General features: G+C 66.9%; 17 protein-coding genes. 5 read left to right on the plus strand and 12 right to left on the minus strand.

What is annotated here, in order from left to right:
- Position 1: 1 nt before the first annotated feature.
- The 9 genes from BN973_RS02945 to BN973_RS02985 form a co-directional block, all read right to left on the minus strand.
- The gene (locus BN973_RS02945; protein ID WP_036471974.1) at positions 2 to 817 is read right to left on the minus strand and encodes a polysaccharide deacetylase family protein; all 816 of its coding nucleotides are present in this window, start codon (positions 815 to 817) and stop codon (positions 2 to 4) included.
- Between the two features lie 237 nt (positions 818 to 1,054).
- On the minus strand, positions 1,055 to 2,437 hold the full coding sequence (locus BN973_RS02950; protein ID WP_036465787.1) for an alpha/beta hydrolase: 1,383 nt from the start codon (positions 2,435 to 2,437) through the stop codon (positions 1,055 to 1,057).
- A gap of 45 nt (positions 2,438 to 2,482) precedes the next feature.
- Complete coding sequence (locus BN973_RS02955) at positions 2,483 to 4,750, minus strand: heavy metal translocating P-type ATPase (protein ID WP_036465788.1); 2,268 nt, start codon at positions 4,748 to 4,750, stop codon at positions 2,483 to 2,485.
- 150 nt (positions 4,751 to 4,900) lie between these two features.
- Positions 4,901 to 5,977 (minus strand): hypothetical protein, encoded by a 1,077-nt coding sequence (locus BN973_RS02960; protein ID WP_036465793.1) that lies wholly within the window; start codon positions 5,975 to 5,977, stop codon positions 4,901 to 4,903.
- A gap of 48 nt (positions 5,978 to 6,025) precedes the next feature.
- Entirely contained in the window at positions 6,026 to 6,796 is a 771-nt protein-coding gene (locus tag BN973_RS02965; RefSeq protein ID WP_036465796.1) for an SDR family NAD(P)-dependent oxidoreductase, read from the minus strand.
- Positions 6,796 to 7,617: a mycofactocin-coupled SDR family oxidoreductase gene (locus BN973_RS02970; protein ID WP_036465797.1), complete on the minus strand. Its 822-nt coding sequence runs from the start codon at positions 7,615 to 7,617 to the stop codon at positions 6,796 to 6,798. The genes BN973_RS02965 and BN973_RS02970 overlap by 1 nt, the downstream gene beginning before the upstream one ends.
- 9 nt (positions 7,618 to 7,626) lie before the next feature.
- Complete coding sequence (locus BN973_RS02975; RefSeq protein ID WP_036465799.1) at positions 7,627 to 8,691, minus strand: hypothetical protein; 1,065 nt, start codon at positions 8,689 to 8,691, stop codon at positions 7,627 to 7,629.
- A complete protein-coding gene (locus tag BN973_RS02980; RefSeq protein WP_036465802.1) occupies positions 8,681 to 9,844 on the minus strand; it encodes a sulfotransferase family protein in 1,164 nt (387 codons plus the stop codon). Before BN973_RS02980 ends, BN973_RS02975 begins: the two co-directional genes overlap by 11 nt.
- A gap of 1 nt (position 9,845) precedes the next feature.
- Complete coding sequence (locus BN973_RS02985) at positions 9,846 to 10,721, minus strand: SDR family NAD(P)-dependent oxidoreductase (protein WP_036465804.1); 876 nt, start codon at positions 10,719 to 10,721, stop codon at positions 9,846 to 9,848.
- A gap of 150 nt (positions 10,722 to 10,871) precedes the next feature.
- On the opposite strand from BN973_RS02985, the gene BN973_RS02990 reads away from it, so the two are divergent.
- Together BN973_RS02990 and BN973_RS02995 are read left to right on the plus strand one after the other, a co-directional pair.
- Positions 10,872 to 11,834: a LysR family transcriptional regulator gene (locus BN973_RS02990; protein WP_036465807.1), complete on the plus strand. Its 963-nt coding sequence runs from the start codon at positions 10,872 to 10,874 to the stop codon at positions 11,832 to 11,834.
- 39 nt (positions 11,835 to 11,873) lie between these two features.
- On the plus strand, positions 11,874 to 12,347 hold the full coding sequence (locus BN973_RS02995; RefSeq protein WP_036465809.1) for an SRPBCC family protein: 474 nt from the start codon (positions 11,874 to 11,876) through the stop codon (positions 12,345 to 12,347).
- Between the two features lies 1 nt (position 12,348).
- Here BN973_RS02995 and BN973_RS03000 read toward each other — a convergent pair whose 3' ends face one another.
- On the minus strand, positions 12,349 to 12,903 hold the full coding sequence (locus tag BN973_RS03000) for a pyridoxamine 5'-phosphate oxidase family protein (RefSeq protein WP_036465811.1): 555 nt from the start codon (positions 12,901 to 12,903) through the stop codon (positions 12,349 to 12,351).
- A 116-nt stretch (positions 12,904 to 13,019) separates the two neighbouring features.
- Here BN973_RS03000 and BN973_RS03005 point away from each other — a divergent pair, with 116 nt between their 5' ends.
- Entirely contained in the window at positions 13,020 to 13,652 is a 633-nt protein-coding gene (locus tag BN973_RS03005; protein ID WP_051641525.1) for a TetR/AcrR family transcriptional regulator, read from the plus strand.
- Between the two features lie 49 nt (positions 13,653 to 13,701).
- On the plus strand, positions 13,702 to 14,211 hold the full coding sequence (locus BN973_RS03010) for a DUF417 family protein (protein ID WP_232232015.1): 510 nt from the start codon (positions 13,702 to 13,704) through the stop codon (positions 14,209 to 14,211).
- Here BN973_RS03010 and BN973_RS03015 read toward each other — a convergent pair.
- Together BN973_RS03015 and BN973_RS03020 are read right to left on the minus strand one after the other, a co-directional pair.
- Positions 14,152 to 14,760 carry a TetR/AcrR family transcriptional regulator gene (locus tag BN973_RS03015; protein WP_036465812.1) on the minus strand — a complete coding sequence of 203 codons (609 nt, stop codon included), beginning with the start codon at positions 14,758 to 14,760 and terminating at the stop codon, positions 14,152 to 14,154. The genes BN973_RS03010 and BN973_RS03015 overlap by 60 nt on opposite strands.
- Positions 14,757 to 15,455: a trimeric intracellular cation channel family protein gene (locus BN973_RS03020; RefSeq protein WP_036465816.1), complete on the minus strand. Its 699-nt coding sequence runs from the start codon at positions 15,453 to 15,455 to the stop codon at positions 14,757 to 14,759. Before BN973_RS03020 ends, BN973_RS03015 begins: the two co-directional genes overlap by 4 nt.
- 79 nt (positions 15,456 to 15,534) lie before the next feature.
- On the opposite strand from BN973_RS03020, the gene BN973_RS03025 reads away from it, so the two are divergent.
- Positions 15,535 to 16,182: a TetR/AcrR family transcriptional regulator gene (locus BN973_RS03025; RefSeq protein WP_036465818.1), complete on the plus strand. Its 648-nt coding sequence runs from the start codon at positions 15,535 to 15,537 to the stop codon at positions 16,180 to 16,182.
- Positions 16,183 to 16,184: the final 2 nt, after the last annotated feature.

Below are 16,184 nucleotides of genomic sequence, written 5' to 3' on the forward strand. Positions count from 1 at the left end.
GTTAAGGCGTTCTCAGGAACACATCGTTGAGCGTGACGGTACGCAGGTTCCGGTCGCGGATGGTGTCGATGAGTTGCGGATACACATGGGTGACGGGCAGGTGATTCAGGTGGCCGATCACGATGGCCTGCGGGACGAAATACTCGTCGATCATCTTGAGGATGTATTCCTCGGTGATCAGCGTGGAATCCGACAACGAACCCGACCACAAGGTCGGCACGGTGTAGCCGAGTTCGTTGGCCACTGCGTCGACAGCGCCGTTGTGCTTGCCATAGGGCGGCCGGTAATACGGTTTGGCGCCGACGCCATAGGTCTTCTTCAGAAACTCGTCGTTGCGCTTGAGCTCTTCTTCGACCTTGCTCTGCGTCAGCGACGTCAAGTCCGGGTGTGACCAGGTGTGGTTGCCGAGCTGAATCTGCCCGGACTCCACCAGCGGGCGCAACAGATCCAGATTGTCGGTCCACGAGTTATAGATCCCGTTGACGAAAAATGTCATTCGCGCGCCGGTGTCCTTGGCGAGCTGCGTGTAGGCCCGCACGACGTCGCTGTTGACCCCGTCATCGAGGGTCAGCGCGAGCAGGTCGCCGTCTCCGGGAATCGTCGTCAGTGCCCCACCACCCGGCAGCGGGATCCGAGCACTCAGGGGCGGGGGCGGCAACAAACCGACCGGCGACGGGGCGACCGGGCCAGATGTCGGGGCGGCATCGAGCGGCACCTGCGCAAACGTTCGCGGTTGCGGGTCGACGATCAGGCGCGCGGTGCCCACAGCGGCAACCGTGGCCGCGGCAAGCGAGCCGAGGAATCGGCGCCGTTTCATCTCTTCCACGGCGCGGCCCCGGTCAACCCGCGAAACAAATGATTTGCGGTGCGGCGGCCGACGGGCAAGCCCGCGTACGGGCTGCCTACCTTGCCAAACTTCGCGGCCACAGCAGCGAACCGTACCATTGCCGGCCCGATTAGGACGGGTTCGTTACGGGAGGGTCAGCTGTGAATTCCCGACGAAAAATCGCGTAGAGCTGCGGAGGTCACGAAACGGTCACGACGCGCTATCGGATCAATGCGGTTCCCCGGGGCCGCGTTGCGGTAGCTGCACCGGCTCGACATTCGGCGTCCCCAGCGTCGAGGCGAGCCATGGCAACGCTGCGTCGAACGCCTGGGCGGCGAACGGCCAGTCGTGTTTGCCAGGCTGCGTCACCACCGCGCAACCGATCCCGTTGGCCCCGGCGATGGTGCACAGCGCGTGGGCGGCGGCGTCCTGGCCCTCCGGATTGGCCGCGGCGGTGCTCCCGAGGGCGGGGTTGGCCGCCTGCGCGACGCTGTGTGCACCGGGCGGGGTGGGGATGTCGAACCATCCCGACAACCCCGTGTAGCGGCCGTGCCGAGTCATCACAGTGAGCGGGTCGAAGTCCGCCCATGCGGCGGTGTTGCCGCCGAACAGCTCGGCGATGGTCTGTTCTGTACTGCCGATGTTGGGTCGCAAGTCGCCGGCGATGTCCACGAAGGCGCTGAACAACTCCGGATGCATGACGGCGAGGGTGACGGCGCAGGTTCCGCCCATCGACCATCCGGCGACACCCCAATTGGCGCGGTCGGCGCTGACGCCGAAGTTGGAAACCATGAACGGCACCACGTCTTTGGTCAGATGATCGGCGGCGTTGCCGCGGCTCCCGTTGACGCACTCGGTGTCGTTGTCGAACGAGCCGGTGGGGTCGGGGAACACGAAGACCGGGGCAAAACCGTGATGGCGAGCGGCGAAGCCGTCGATCGCGGTGAACGCGCCGCCGGGGCCCAGCCAGTCGCGAGGCAGGTTGAACGCCGAGCCGAGCATCATGACCGTCGGCAGCCGGGGCGGCGGGTTGGTGTTGAACCACGCCGGGGGCAGATACACCAGTTCCTGGCGGTGCGGAAAGTGGGATGCGTCGGCGTCGATGTTGACCGGCACCACCACGCCCTTGTCCGGTTTGGTGCCGGCGACCTGCATCGCGGTGACCTGCAGCCGGTCGATCTGATCGGGCAGCGGCGCCGACGTCAGCTGATTCCACGCGGCCAGCACGGTCGGGAAATAGCCGACCCATAGGTTCAGGGACATGCCCGCGCACAACACACACAGCGGAACCGCAAGGAACGCCAGAGCGCGCCGCCACCAACGGGCGCCCTGCCACCCCAGCACCAGCACCGTGGCCGTCAATCCGCTCATTGCGATCCACAGCCACAGGGACTTCGGTGCCGGGTCGCCGGCAACCCCGAGCGAGACGATGTACCAGTACGCCAGTGCGGCGACGGCGGCCGCGGCGATCAGGGCCACCGGCAGCGCGCGCCTCAACCAGCTCGGCTTGCGCCAGTCGATCACGATCAGCACGACGAGCAACGCGAGTGCCTGCGTGGCGAGTGGCAACCAGCCGTGCAGCAGGGACAGTTGTCCGAGGAATGGGGGCAAACGTGCAGACCTTCAAAAACTATGGAACCCGGTAGGCCAGTCCAACTATCCCATATCGCCCAACCGGTTCGTGCTCGTGAAGGAGCGCAGTCGCAGGCTGTTGCCGACGACAAAGACGCTGGAAAACGCCATTGCCGCACCCGCGAGCATCGGGTTGAGCAGGCCCAGTGCGGCCAGCGGAATCGCGGCCACGTTGTAGCCGAACGCCCAGAACAGGTTCGTCTTGATCGTGGCCAACGTCTTGCGGGAGAGCCGGATGGCGTCCACGGCAGCGCGCAGGTCGCCGCGCACCAGGGTAAGGTCGGCGGCCTCGATCGCCACGTCCGTGCCGGTGCCCATCGCGATGCCCAGATCGGCGGTGGCCAGGGCGGCGGCGTCGTTGACCCCGTCGCCGACCATCGCGACGACCTTGCCGTCGGATTGCAGACGCTGAACCACTGCGACCTTGTCGGCGGGCATGACCTCGGCGATGACGTGCGCGATCCGCAGCTCGCCGGCGATGCGGTCGGCCACGATCTCGTTGTCACCGGTCAGCAGGACCGGCGTCAGCCCCAGCCGCTTGAATTGCCGGATGGCCTCGGCGCTGGTGGGCTTGACAGTGTCGGCGATCACCAGGATCCCGCGGGCGCTGCCGTCCCAGCCCACCGCGACGGCGGTCTTGCCCTCGCTCTCGGCACGTAGTTTGGCCTTTGAAAGCGCGGGGGTCAGGTACACCGACCATTCGGCCAGCAGGCTCTCGCGGCCGACTACGACGGCATGGCCGTCGACGACGCCTTGCACGCCTTTGCCCTCGATGTTCATGAAGCCCTCGGGCGCCGGCAGGGGGCCGAGCTCGGCGCCGGCGGCCTTCGAGATCGCTTGGGCGACAGGGTGTTCGGAGGAATCCTCCAGGGCTCCGGCGTAGCGCAGCAGCGCGGCGCGGTCGGTGTCCGGGGCGGCGATCACGTCGACGAGCGTCATCCTGCCGGTGGTCACCGTGCCGGTCTTGTCGAGCACGATCGTGTCGACCTTGCGGGTGGACTCCAGCACCTCGGGGCCTTTGATCAGGACGCCGAGTTGGGCCGCGCGACCCGTGCCGACCAACAGGGCGGTCGGTGTCGCCAGCCCCAGTGCGCACGGGCAGGCGATGATCAGCACCGCGACCGCCGCCGTGAACGCCGCGGCGACGGGGAATCCGGCGACGAGCCACGCCACCAGCGTCGCCACGGCGATCGCGATGACGATCGGAACGAAGACGCCGGACACGCGGTCCGCGAGCCGCTGCACCTTGGCCTTGCCCGATTGCGCGGCTTCGACCAGCTTGGCCATCTGTGCCAACTGGGTGTCCCCGCCGACCCGGGTGGCACGCACGACCAGGCGTCCACCCGCGTTGACGGTGGCGCCGGTGACGACGTCGCCCTCACCGACCTCGATCGGCATGGACTCGCCGGTCAGCATCGAGGCGTCTACCGCCGACGAGCCGGAGACGACGACCCCGTCGGTCGCGATCTTCTCGCCGGGACGCACGACGAACTCGTCGCCGACGTTGAGCTGCTCGACCGGGATGCGGAGCTCGACGCCCGGGCCGTCGGGGCGCAGCATGTCGCGGCGCAGCACTGCGACGTCCTTGGCGCCGAGCTCCAGCAGGGCGCGCAGGGCGGCGCCGGCGCGCCGCTTGGAGCGCTGCTCGAAGTAGCGGCCGGCCAGGACGAACAGGGTCACGCCCGCGGCCACTTCGAGGTAGATGTTGCCGGTGCCGTCGCCGGGTGCGACGGTCAGCGTGAAGCCATGGTGCAGGTGCGGATGCCCTGCGGTACCGAAGAACAGCGCATACAGCGACCAGAGGAACGCCGACAGGGTCCCGATCGACACCAGCGTGTCCATCGTGGCGGCGCCGTGCCTGAGGTTGGCCCACGCGGCCGCGTGGAACGGCCGGCCCGCCCACACCACCACCGGTGCGGCCAGTGCCAGCGATGCCCATTGCCAGTTGCGGAACTGCAGCACGGGGATCATCGCCATCGCGATCACGGGTGTGGCCAGCACGATCGCGGTGATCAGCCGGCTTCGCAGCGACGCCAGCTCGCGGTCGTTATCGGCGGGTTCGGTCTGCGGTTGCGGCAGCGCGGCGGTGTAGCCGGCCTTTGCTACCTCGTCGACCACCAACTGCGGGTTGTAGCCGGCCGGGACGGCGACCGACGCCCGCTCCAAAGCGAAATTCACGGTCGCCGTCACGCCGTTGAGTTTGTTCAGCGCCTTTTCCAGCCGCGCCGCGCAGGAGGCACACGTCATCCCGGTGATGGTGAACTCCAGGTTGCTGACCGCGCTCGTGGTCATGACGCTCCTTCCATATACCCCCAGGGGGTAACAAGCCCTCATACCCTTATACACCCCTGGGGGGTATAGTCGTCAAGCCGCGTCTCCGCCAGCCGGTCGTCTGTGATTGTGCCTGGTCGCGGCGTAGGCCGGTTCCGGGGCGTCCGGCCGCTACGGTTGCGACAGCAACAGCATTACCCGGCCCGCTGCCGGCGCCTCCGGAAAAGCGCTCACATCGAAGCCGTAGTACTCCCGCTGGCCGTTCGATATGGCGTCGATCACCTTGCCGCTGGCCGTCAGCCGGCCGTTGTGGACGCCGGCCATCATGCCCTTGAAGTCGGGCACCGACAGCGACTCGGCGAGTAGCAGCGCCTCGCCGCCGGAGGCCAGCGTGACCAGCACCCCGGCTCCCGCGTAGTTGTTGCCGCCGCGGCCGGTGCCGCGCGGCGCCCAGTACACGGGCTCGGACGCCACGGTCCCTTTCACCCGCCGGTACTCGCCCGGGTGGTCGGCGTCGGCGACGGTGACGACGGGCAGCGCGGCGATCGTGCGCTGTTCGTTGAACCACATCACGCCCAGTGGGATGCAGACGATCGCGTACATCAGCACCAGCAGCACGAGCACCGGTTTCCAGGCGATCTCCCAGCCGAGCCGGCGTTGCGAGATCGGCAATCCCTCCAGCCGCGCGTCCAGTTGCCGGCGCCCGAGGCGAAACACGTACCAGGCCAGGATGCGGGCCAGCGCCATGCAGCCGAGGATGATCAGGCCGACGATGCCGCACACCCGGAAATAGAACGTACTGTCCCCATGATTGGTGGTCGCGGCGACCATCACGGCCGGAATCGGGGCGGTGATCAGCAGTAGCAGCGCGTAACTCGGGTGGCTGGTCAGGTACGGATAGGTCACGGTCCACGCGCGGTTGCCGCCGTAGACCGTCATCCCTCCGATGTCGGCGTGCACCGTCGGCGTCCACGACCCCTCCACCACCCGGGGCTTCACCAGGGAGCGCACGAAGAACAAGCCGAAGATGACCGAGATCACCAGCGCGCCCCAGAACACCCCGTCGAGCCGTTCGCCGGTTCCGGGCACGCCGAACCCGCCGTGAATGTCGATGACTTTGCCGATGAAGAAGGTCAACGGCATCACGAAGAACAGCTCGGCGAGCCAGATCTGGATCAGCTGTGGGATGCGCGATCCGACTCGGTCGAACGCCAGCACGCGTTGCCAGATGAACCGCAGGACACCCATGGCGAGCGACTGTACCTGGCGTTTGTGCCGACGACGGCTAGTTGAGCGTCATTGCCGCAGATGCGATCCGCCACCGATGTACCACACTTGGCCGGTGATCCACTCGGCCTCCTCGGAGAGCAGGAACGCGGTGACCGCGGCGAGGTCATCGGGTTTGCCAAGCCGGGTGGTCTTGCCGAACATCAGGAACGCCTGCTGCAGCTGCAGGTCGTTCTGTCGTTCCTGGGTCTCACCCATCACCAGACCGGGCATCACGCCGTTGCTGCGGATGTTGTGTTTGCCCCAGTTGACGGCGACGTGGCGGGTCAGGTGGTTGACGGCGGCCTTGGAGGCCCCGTACGCGACATGCTGCGGGTCACTGCCCAGCGCGGCACCCGAGGACGTGTTCACGATGCTGCCGCCGCCGCCCTCCAGCAAGCGCGGGAGCACCGCCTGGATCGTGCGCACATAGCCCAGCAGATTGACGTCGAGCGTGCGCCGCCAGACGTCCAGGCCGGTATCGAGAATCGTGGTGTCGCGGCCGAGGTTGTCTTCGGAGAGATCGGCGCCGACGTTGTGCAGACCGTGAATACCGCCGAACTCGCGGATGGTTCGGTCCACGAGATCCTGCACCGATCCCGCATCGGCAAGGTCGAATTGGACCGCAATGGCTTGGCCGCCGGAGTCGGTGATCTGCTCGGCGGCCGCGGTCGCGCCGGCGATGTTGATATCGCCGATGACCACCCGGGCGCCCTCGGCGGCAAGGCGTTTGGCGGTGGCCGCGCCGATCCCGGTGGCGCCCCCGGCCACCAGGAAGGTCTTGTCCTTCAGCCCGCGCATCAGATGTATCCGACACCGATGTCGACCGAAACCTGGGTCGCGGTAACCAATCTGGACTGGTCGGAGGCCAGCCACGCGACGGCGTCGGAGATATCCTCCGGCTGCGCGATGCCTTCGGGCAGCAGCGGCTTGTGTAAGCCGCGCAGGTGCGGATAGTCGTCGGCGGCCGACTCCAGCGCGTCGCGCATCCGGCCGGTGCCCATCGGGGTGGCGACCGCGCCGGGGTTGAGGCTGTTGACGCGGATGTTGTACCGGCCGAGTTCGGCGGCGAACGCGCGCGCCATCCCGACGACGGCGTGTTTGCTTGCCGTGTAATGGATCATGAACGACTGCATCTTGATACCGGCGGCTGACCCGATCAGAATGATCGACCCGCCGCGGCCGCCGTCGACGATGTGATGCGCCCCGGCCATCACGGTGTTCCAGGTGCCGATCACGTTGGTGTCTATGGTGTCTCGGAACGCTTGCGCGGTGATCTGATCCCACGGGGCCGGGCAGCAGATTCCGGCGTTGGCGACGATGACGTCCAACCGGCCCAGCTCGCCGACGGCCTCGTCGACCGCGCCCCGCAGTGCGTCGAGGTCGCGGATGTCGACCGCGGCGGTGATGACCTTTTGCCCACCGGCGCCGGCCAGCCGCGCCGTCTCCTCGAGATCGTCGGGCGTCGGCGAATCGTAGGGCACGCTGGGCGGCAGCGGGCCGGCGATATCCACCGCGATGATGTCGGCACCTTCGGCGGCCAGCCGCACGGCATGCGCCCGGCCTTGCCCGCGCGCGGCGCCGGTCACCAGTGCCACCTTCCCCGGGATCAGTTGGCTCATCGGTCCTTCCTAGTCACGGGCGATCTTGTCGAGCGGGTTGGAGCGTTCGAGCATTCCGTAGGTCTGTTCGCCATCCCACGTGTAGCGCACGCCGGCCTGCTGCAGGGCGGGGAAGCTCGGCATCTCCTGCTTGAGAGCGTTCATTGAGTACATGTCGTCGTCGTGATGAATGTCGTGCGTGGAAAATACTGTCTCCCCGGTGATTTCGACGGCGCCGTCGGCCGTCTCGAGCACCAGCGACACATCCTCGCCGAGTGGTTGCAGCCGGGTCAACCACGGGGCCCGCACCACCCGTGCGGGTATCAGCCCGCCTTCGCCTCTGAAGACGAACCCCTCGTTGAAGGTGGGTTGACCGTCGGGCCGGGGCGGGTAAGCGATATAGCCGAACGCCCGCCCACTGGGAAACACCGCCGACTGCCAGCAGTGGCCCCAGAATCCGGCGAGCTTACGTACGCCCGTGCGACGGATCCGCAGGCCGCTGCCGGAGAACGCGTGGTGTCTGTCCTCGGACTGGAATTCGCCTGTGGCGGTGAATAATTGCTCGTAGCGTGGCCCGCCCATGATGTCACCCACCGCGGTGGTTTTGAGCTGTGTGCCGGCGTCGGGCTGTAATGCTCCCTGCACCCACGGCGGTACGGCCATTTTCGCCTCGACATGAAAACTGATGTGGCCCGACGGACCGGCACGCTTGCCGTCGACCAAGTCGGACGACGACGTACGCACCGCCGGTCCGTGGTAGGACATCGTCCAGGTGTCGAAGGGTTCGATGCAGCGGAACGCCAGGCCCCCGGCTCCCAGTACGCTGGCGCGCCCGTCGGGTCCCTGAGCGGGCACCGACGGCTCATTGGTGCGCAGCCGGTAGACGCGGCCGTCGGGGAAAGCGACGTTGACCTGGACATCGTGCGAATCCCAGTTCGCGCCCACCGCTTCGATTCCGATGCGCGGCAGGCCAATCTCGCCGCTGTCGTCGACCACCCAAAAGCTCACCGAGTCGCGCATCTCCGGGTCCTGCGGTCGATGCGCCAGCATGTACTCCCGCGCCGGATCGATACCCCCGGTCAGATCAACAGCCATCGAATTTCCTTTGCTCGTCAGCGGTTCGGTGCGAGGTCCAGCGTTGCGCGCTGTCCACGTAGCGGGCGAATCTGGGACGCACCTCGTCGAAATCGATGCCGAATTCCACGGGGTCGGCATGCGAACTCGGCTCCCGCTCGGCGGCGGCGTGCTCCCACCAGCTGTGCATCTGCGCTTCGAACTGCGCACCCACCGGGATGCCCAGCCACGCGTACAAGCCAGCGACTTCGCCGATCGGATCGTCCTGCATGGCGCGAAAGTCGATGTCGTAGAACCGATCCTCGGCGCCGTCGGCACGGAACTGCAGCGCCCTTTCCATGCCCAACGACCAATGCTCGACATTGAGCCGGCCGATGTAGCGGCGGTCGATCGCGTCGCTGAATGTCCCGATGATGTCGGCATACAAGTCGGCCACCGACAAGATGACATCGGTCGGATCGCGATGCGTCATCACGAACCGCGCATCCGGGAAGGCCGCATTCAGGGCGCCGAGCCACAACACGTGCGACGGGCATTTCAGCCGCCACGGTCGGTGCGGCTCGCCCCACGCCAGCAGCTTCATCACGCGGCGCTGATACCGCAACGTAGGCGTGAGGTCGGCCTGCCGCACCAACCACGTTGAATACGAGGGTATTTCGGCGAAGGACTGGAAGATGTGCGACTTGAAATCCAAGGCCATCAGCTCATGGCATTCCATCGGCCCGTGCGTGTCGCCGGGGACGTGGCGGCGGGTGCCGACGATTTCACCTCGGTCGGGCGGGATGCGCGGGTCCACACCCTGCACCGTGGCGGGCGGCGGACAGGGTTGCGACGATTCCCACCGCCGCAGATAACGCACATCGGGATCCTGAGCCAGCAGCATCGACAGCGCGGTGGACCCGGTGCGCGGTAATCCCAGGCCGATCAACGGTGCGCTGATCGGCACGTCGTCGATCTCCGGGTGGCGGCGATACCAGTCCTCGACCTGCAGCCGCTGCGACAGGTAGCCGACGATGCGCTGATGCAGGAACGCCTGGCCGCGTTCGTTCAGCCGCGCCTCGTCCCGCAGCGCGCGCAGCAGGATCTCGAGGCCTTCGGTGTAGGAGTCTTCGCCGAAGTCGGCCAGCCCAGTTTGTGCCCTGGCCTCGTCCAAAACCGCACGGCCGGTTAGCATCTCAGCCCATCCACTGGCCGCCGGCGACATCGATGGTCTGGCCGCACATATAGTCGGCGGCCTCCGAGGCCAGGAACGCGACCATGTTGGCGGCTTCCTCGGGCAGCGAGGCGCGACCCAGCTGAACCTGGTTGGTGATCGCCTCGTGGATGGCGCCGCGCCCGGCGCGATGCTTGTCGTCCTGCGGGTCGAGCAGGTACTGGCGCATCTCGGGTTTGATCATGATGCCCGGAGCCACGCCCAATACGTTGACGCCGCGCGGGGCGACCTCGTGGGCGAGGTTGCGGGTAAACCCGATGACCCCGGCCTTGCAGGAGTTGTAGACGACTAGGCCCCGCTGCTGAATGCGGCCGCCGACAGCTCCGATGTTGATGATCTTTCCCGAGCCCTGCGGCAGCAGGTACTGCAGCGCCGCGTGCGCGCCGTACATCATCATCGTGAGGCTGCCCAGCACGGTGTAGTCGATTTCGGCTTTGGTCTGCTTCTCGAAGGGACCGGCCGCGACCATCACCGGGTTGTTCACCATGATGTCCAGGCCGCCGAGTTCGGCGCGCGCCTGCGCGACCGCGCCGTGCACCCCGTCCCAATCGGACATGTCGGCCTTGACGGGGATGGCCCGCACACCCCAGCGCTGCTCGACCTCCGTGGCGCGGCGCTGGACCTTCTCGAACGTCCGGCCGATCAGCGCGACGTCGGCGCCGCAGCCGGCGAGCCGGTTCGCGATCGCCTGACCCAGGCCGTCGCCGCCGGCACCGGTCACGAACGCCTTCTTGCCGGACAGGTCCATCAGCTCGGTGACCCGCTTGCCGATGATGTGCTCGGGCAGCCGATCCAGCCCCAGCAGGTGCACCCAGTCCGCTTCGTCTTGCAGTTGCATGAAAGCCGACCTCCCAGCCAGACCCGCACGGCATCGCATCGGGGCGCGATGCCCACATCGCCGACGATATGGCCGGATGGGGGGCGTGAGGTAATACCAATTCGGGAAACCAGTCATGCCCGTTTTGTATGGCTGGTAGATCTGACAGCGATGGATACCCACCGGCTCAAGTACTTCCTGCGGATCGCGGAGGAGGGCTCGATCTCGCGGGCGGCCACCGTGCTGGGCATCGCCCAGCCCGCGCTGAGCCGCCAGATCCGGCTGCTCGAGGAAGACCTCGGCATCACGCTGTTCGAGCGGACCCGCCGCGGTGTGCAGCTGACCGAAGAGGGTGAACGGTTGCGGGCGTCGACGGCGGCGCCGCTGCGCCAGCTGGAGCTCGCGGTCCGCTACGCGGGATCACCGCTGGCGCGCATCGAGCGCGGGTTGCTGTTCGGCATGGTGCCCACCGCGGCCGGCGTATTGGCCGCGCCGCTGTTGACCAGTCTCGGCGCGGCCTTTCCGAACGTGCACTTCCACGTTGCCGTTGCCGAGACGGACGACCTGATGCAGCGCATGCTCAAAGGCGCGATCGACCTTGCGGTCATCAATCCGGTCTCCGACGACCGGCTGTTTTACCGCAACCTCGTCGTCGAGGACCTCGTGCTGGTCGGCGGGCCGGCGTCGGATCTTTCGCCCGCGAGCCCGGTGCGCTTCGCCGACCTGGCCGCGTTGCCCTTGGTGATGCCCAGCGCGCAGACCGGGATTCGCAACACTTTGGAGAACACCGCGCTGCGCACGAAAGTCGCAATCACCGCCCGGTTTTCGACGGATTCGCTGGAAGTCTGCAAGCAGCTGGTCGAGGCGGGCTTGGGATATGCGGTGTTGCCGCCGGCGGCATGTCACGCCGATGTCGAAGCCGGGCGGCTGCGCAGCGCGACGATCTGCGAGCCCGAGATCAACCATCAGCTCGGAGTCGGTACCACCGCGGCGCTGCAACTGCCGCGCGAGTTCGCCACCAAGATCGGGATCGTGCTGCGCGAAGAGGTCGCGCGGCTGACCAAATCCGGCTTGTGGCCGGCGCGCTTCGCGTCCTCGCCGGTGTGGGATCCGGCTATTCCGGAGCCCCAGTAGCCGGGGCTACGCTGCCCGGTGGGTGGAAGGAGAGACATCATGACCGTCGTCATCGTCGACGCGGGACCCCATCAGGTAAGCCGCTCGGTTGACGTGGCCGCGCCGGCCGCCGAGCTCTACGAGTTGGCTGCCGACCCCTGCCGTCATTGCGAGCTGGATGGATCGGGCACCGTGCAGCACAACATCAAAGTGCCGGAAACAATGGTGGTGGGGTCGAAGTTCTCGACGAGCATGAAGATGCTGGGCGTCCCGTATCGGATCACCAGCACGGTGACCGAGCTCAAACCGCACGAACTGGTCGAATGGCGCCATCCGCTGGGTCATCGCTGGCGCTGGAAGTTCGAGTCGCTGTCACCCACCCTGACCCGCGTCACCGAGACGTTCGACTACCGCGACGCCGGCACGCTGAAAAAGAAACTGAAGTACTACGAGCGGATGGGGTTCGCGAAAGCCAACGCGTCGGGGATCGAGGCGACGCTGGCCAAGCTGCGCGACCGCTACGCCGCGAAGTAGGTCAGGCCGGATCGTCGGCGTCCCACGCGACCAGGCCAGACACCCAGTGGGTCAACTGTTCGACCTGATCGTTTTGGTGCAGATGGCGTGGCGGAGTTGCGAACGTCGAGTAGGGCCGGCACCGGATGACCAGGCGGTTCTCCCGTTCGCACATGGCCGCCACGGCCGGCCGCGCCTCTTCGTCGAGCGGTTGGCCCGACATCCGGCCGGCGACCGCCATCATCACGTCGACCGCAAAGTCACGATCGTCGTCGAGCGTCGCATCCGCATAGACCTGCAGATAGGTGAAGGGCCACCGCTCGTCCAGGACGCACAGGCTGACCTTGCCGTCGCGTCCGATGACGCGAGCCTTGCCGCGGCCGGCCATCGTGGCGACCAGCAGTTCGTCCGTGTCGGTGGGGATGTAGTAGACGACCGACATCGCCGGTCCGTCGGTGCGGCGGCGGTATCCGAACACGCAAGTCCGGTGGGTCCGGACGAACTCCCGGCGCTCCGAGGGCAGCATGTCGCGGTCGGTCGGAGCGGTGTAGGGCGCGGAGGCCAGGGGCAGCAACATAGCGAAATGTCCTCATTATCCGTGGTATTGACCCGCCAAGTATTTCTGGATACAGTGTGACCATTAATACTAGTACTGTCAAGCCGTCGCCGGCCCGCTCCCGCGGGCGACCGGCCCTGGCGAAAGAGCGGATCATTGCGGCGGCCGTCGAAATCCTCGACGAGCAAGGCGCGGACGCGCTGTCCATGCGAACGCTGGCACAGCGCCTGGGATCCGGTACCGCCACGCTGTACCGGCACTTCGCCAACCGATCGGAATTGGTGGCCACCGTCGTCGACCACATACTCGGGGCAGCCGACCTCGATCCGGACGAGATTGCCGCACAGCCGTGGCCGCAAGCCTGTACCTCGTTTGCGAAGCACATGTTTGCCGCGCTGCGCGGGCATGGCAATGTCGCCGCCCTGCTGACCGACTACATCCCGATGGGCCCGAATGCGCTGGCCCACCGCGAGCTGTGCTTATCGGTGCTTCTCGACAGCGGCTTTGCGCCCGATGTCGCCGCCCACGCCTACGCGACCCTGGCCCGCTACGTCCTCGGCTTTGCCATCCAACATTCCGGGGCGGCCGATACTGAGCAAGATGCCGCGTCCGCCAGCGCATTCGGAAAACTCGACCCGGAACGGTATCCGGCGACGGCATCGGTTGCCGACGCCCTGCCGGTGCCCCTGGTCGAGGAGTTCGCCTTCGGATTGCAACTCTTGGTCGCCGGGCTCGAAAGGCTGCACGGATTGAACGTGACCGCGCGGTGAATCGTGGTCCCTTCGGACAACCAGCCCCGCCTGCCGAAGGACTTCCTCAATGACCGGCTCGATGATCAGTCGTACCTTCACCAACGCAACGCATCCCGTGTCGGATTCGCTGACCCTGCTGGGTCATCTGATCAGTCGTTACGGGCTGGTCGTCGTCCTGGCCTGGATCGGCTTCGGCAAGTACGTGAAGATGGAATCCCGGGTGCTGATCGAACACAACCCGCTGATGAGCTGGGTGTACGACGTATTCAGCGTCACGACCGTTGCCTGCGGACTGGGGACGATGGAAATCGTTGCGGCCCTTCTCATTGCGGTGCGCCCGCTGTGGCCCCGCGTGTCGGCGATCGGCAGCGCGCTGGCGGTGGTGCTGTTCCTGGGAACGTTGAGCTTTCTGTTCACGACGCCCGGCGTGGTCTCGACGCATGCCGCCGGCCTGCCCGTACTGTCGGCGCTGCCCGGCCAGTTCTTGCTGAAGGACCTGGTGCTGATCGGGGTGGCGCTATGGACGCTCGGCGACGCGCTGCGTGAACAGCGTTCCCCGAATGAGGCTTTTGGCTGAACCCAGCGCGGCTTGGTAGGTCTGCGGCGCCAAGCTGTCCGCCTGCTCCGACAGCCCCCGGGTCAGTGCGCAGATCGCCTCGACCGTCGACCGGGTGTCGGTCTCGCCGGACAATGTCCCGTGTCGCCGCGCATCGTCGACGATCTCGAAGACGACGTCGTGCAGCGCCTTGGATCCGGGGGACTCCCGAGTACCGGCGGCACGCAACGCCCGCAGGAACCCGGTCAGATACGGGTAGTCGCGGATCAGTCGTGTCGACTCGTCGAGCACCGCGTCGAGCCGGTCGCTGACGTACTGGTGCTGCGCGGCGGCCGCGCGCAGCCGCGGCGCGACGATCTCCTCGATCTCCTCTCCGGTTGCGCGCAACAGTTCGGATTTGTTCGGAAAGTAGTGATACAGACTGCCACTGGTCATCTCGGCCATGCGGGCGATCTCGCGGATGGTCGCCTGCGAGTAGCCGACCTCGGCCACGCAGCGCATCGCGGCGGTGATGATCCGGCGGCGGGTCTCCTCGCTGTCCGCTCCCACCGGACGCCCCAGCTGAGTCACTGGTCGTCGGGGTGGCGCGTTCGCCGGCTGATCCGGATGCGCCACGCCTGCTTTCGCCGCGTCAGGTAATAGTCCGCGCTCACACTCTCACCGAGTCGCCAGCCACGCCATCTGGCAAGTAGGCACAGGCCCGAGCCGACGGCGATTCCCACCAATTCGCCCAGCGGCGCCAGCCCGTAACGCGACAGCAGCACCACGGTGCCGCTGGCCGCCACCGCGGGCGTCGCGTAGAGCGTGTTACCGCCGAAGATTGCCGGCGTGCGATTTACCGCCAGATCACGCAGCGCCCCGCCACCGACGGCGCTGATCGTACCGAGCAAAATTGCTGGGAGCCAAGACAATCCGGCCGCCAATGTCTTCTCAGCACCGGCCACCGCCCAGGTGCCCAGCGCCAGCGCATCGACAATCGGGTAGGTCACCGACCACACCCTCGCGCGCAGCGGGATCAGAAATGCAACCGCTGCACCCGCCAGAGCAACCACCACGTAGAGCGTGTCCGTCAACGCCACCGGCGGTCCGTGCTGCAACAGCGTGTCGCGGATCAAGCCGCCGCCGAGACCCGACAGAATCGCGAGCGCAACGAATCCGACTGGGTCCATGCGGAATTCGCGGGCCACGACCCCACCCAGCACGGCATTGACGAACACGCCGGCCAAGTCGATCGCGCGCGAAAACTCCCCCAACGCGAGGTTCACCGCCGCTCACCTCCGGATTCATCGGTCGGTCAAATATATTCGACGTTGTAGTGCGCCCGCGGTCGAAGGGTGGGCAAGCATGCGCGCGAAGGCACAGTTGGGCCGCCCCGTCGGCGCCAGCGGCGAAGAGACGCGCCGCCGTATCGTCGCCGCGACCATGAAATGTGTGGCCGAGGTCGGCTACGCGCAAGCGACCATCCGCGAGATCGCCCGCATGGCCGACATGACCAGCGCCAGCCTGTACAACTACTTCCCGAACAAATCCGAACTGATCAAGGCAACCGTCGCGGCCAGGACCGACATCGCCATGCCCAGGCTGCGCGCGGCCGCCGAGGGCCCCGGCAACATCGTCGACCGGATCGAAGCCGTGCTCGACGAATCGGGCCAATTGATGCGCGAGTACCCGGACCTGGCCGCGTTCGAGTTCGCGATCCGGGCGGAAAACGTTGTGGCGCCGGTCCGCCGGAAGGCCCGCGGGCAACCGAAGAACCCCGGATTCGAGGCATTCCGCGACATCATCGAGGGCGTCGTCGAGGACGCCCGCAGGCGTGGCGAGCTGGGTGACCATCCGGATTCGCGAGCTGTTGTGGCGGCGCTTTACGCGCTGGTCTACGGATTGACCGAGCTGGCGGCCACGCTGCCGCCGGGGGACTACCACGCGGCGCTGAGGTCGGCCAAAGTGCTGGTCAGAGGGGCTTTGTTCGGCGAACGACCGAAGACGCCTTGATA

This window comes from Mycobacterium triplex, assembly GCF_000689255.1.
GTDB lineage: Bacteria > Actinomycetota > Actinomycetes > Mycobacteriales > Mycobacteriaceae > Mycobacterium > Mycobacterium triplex.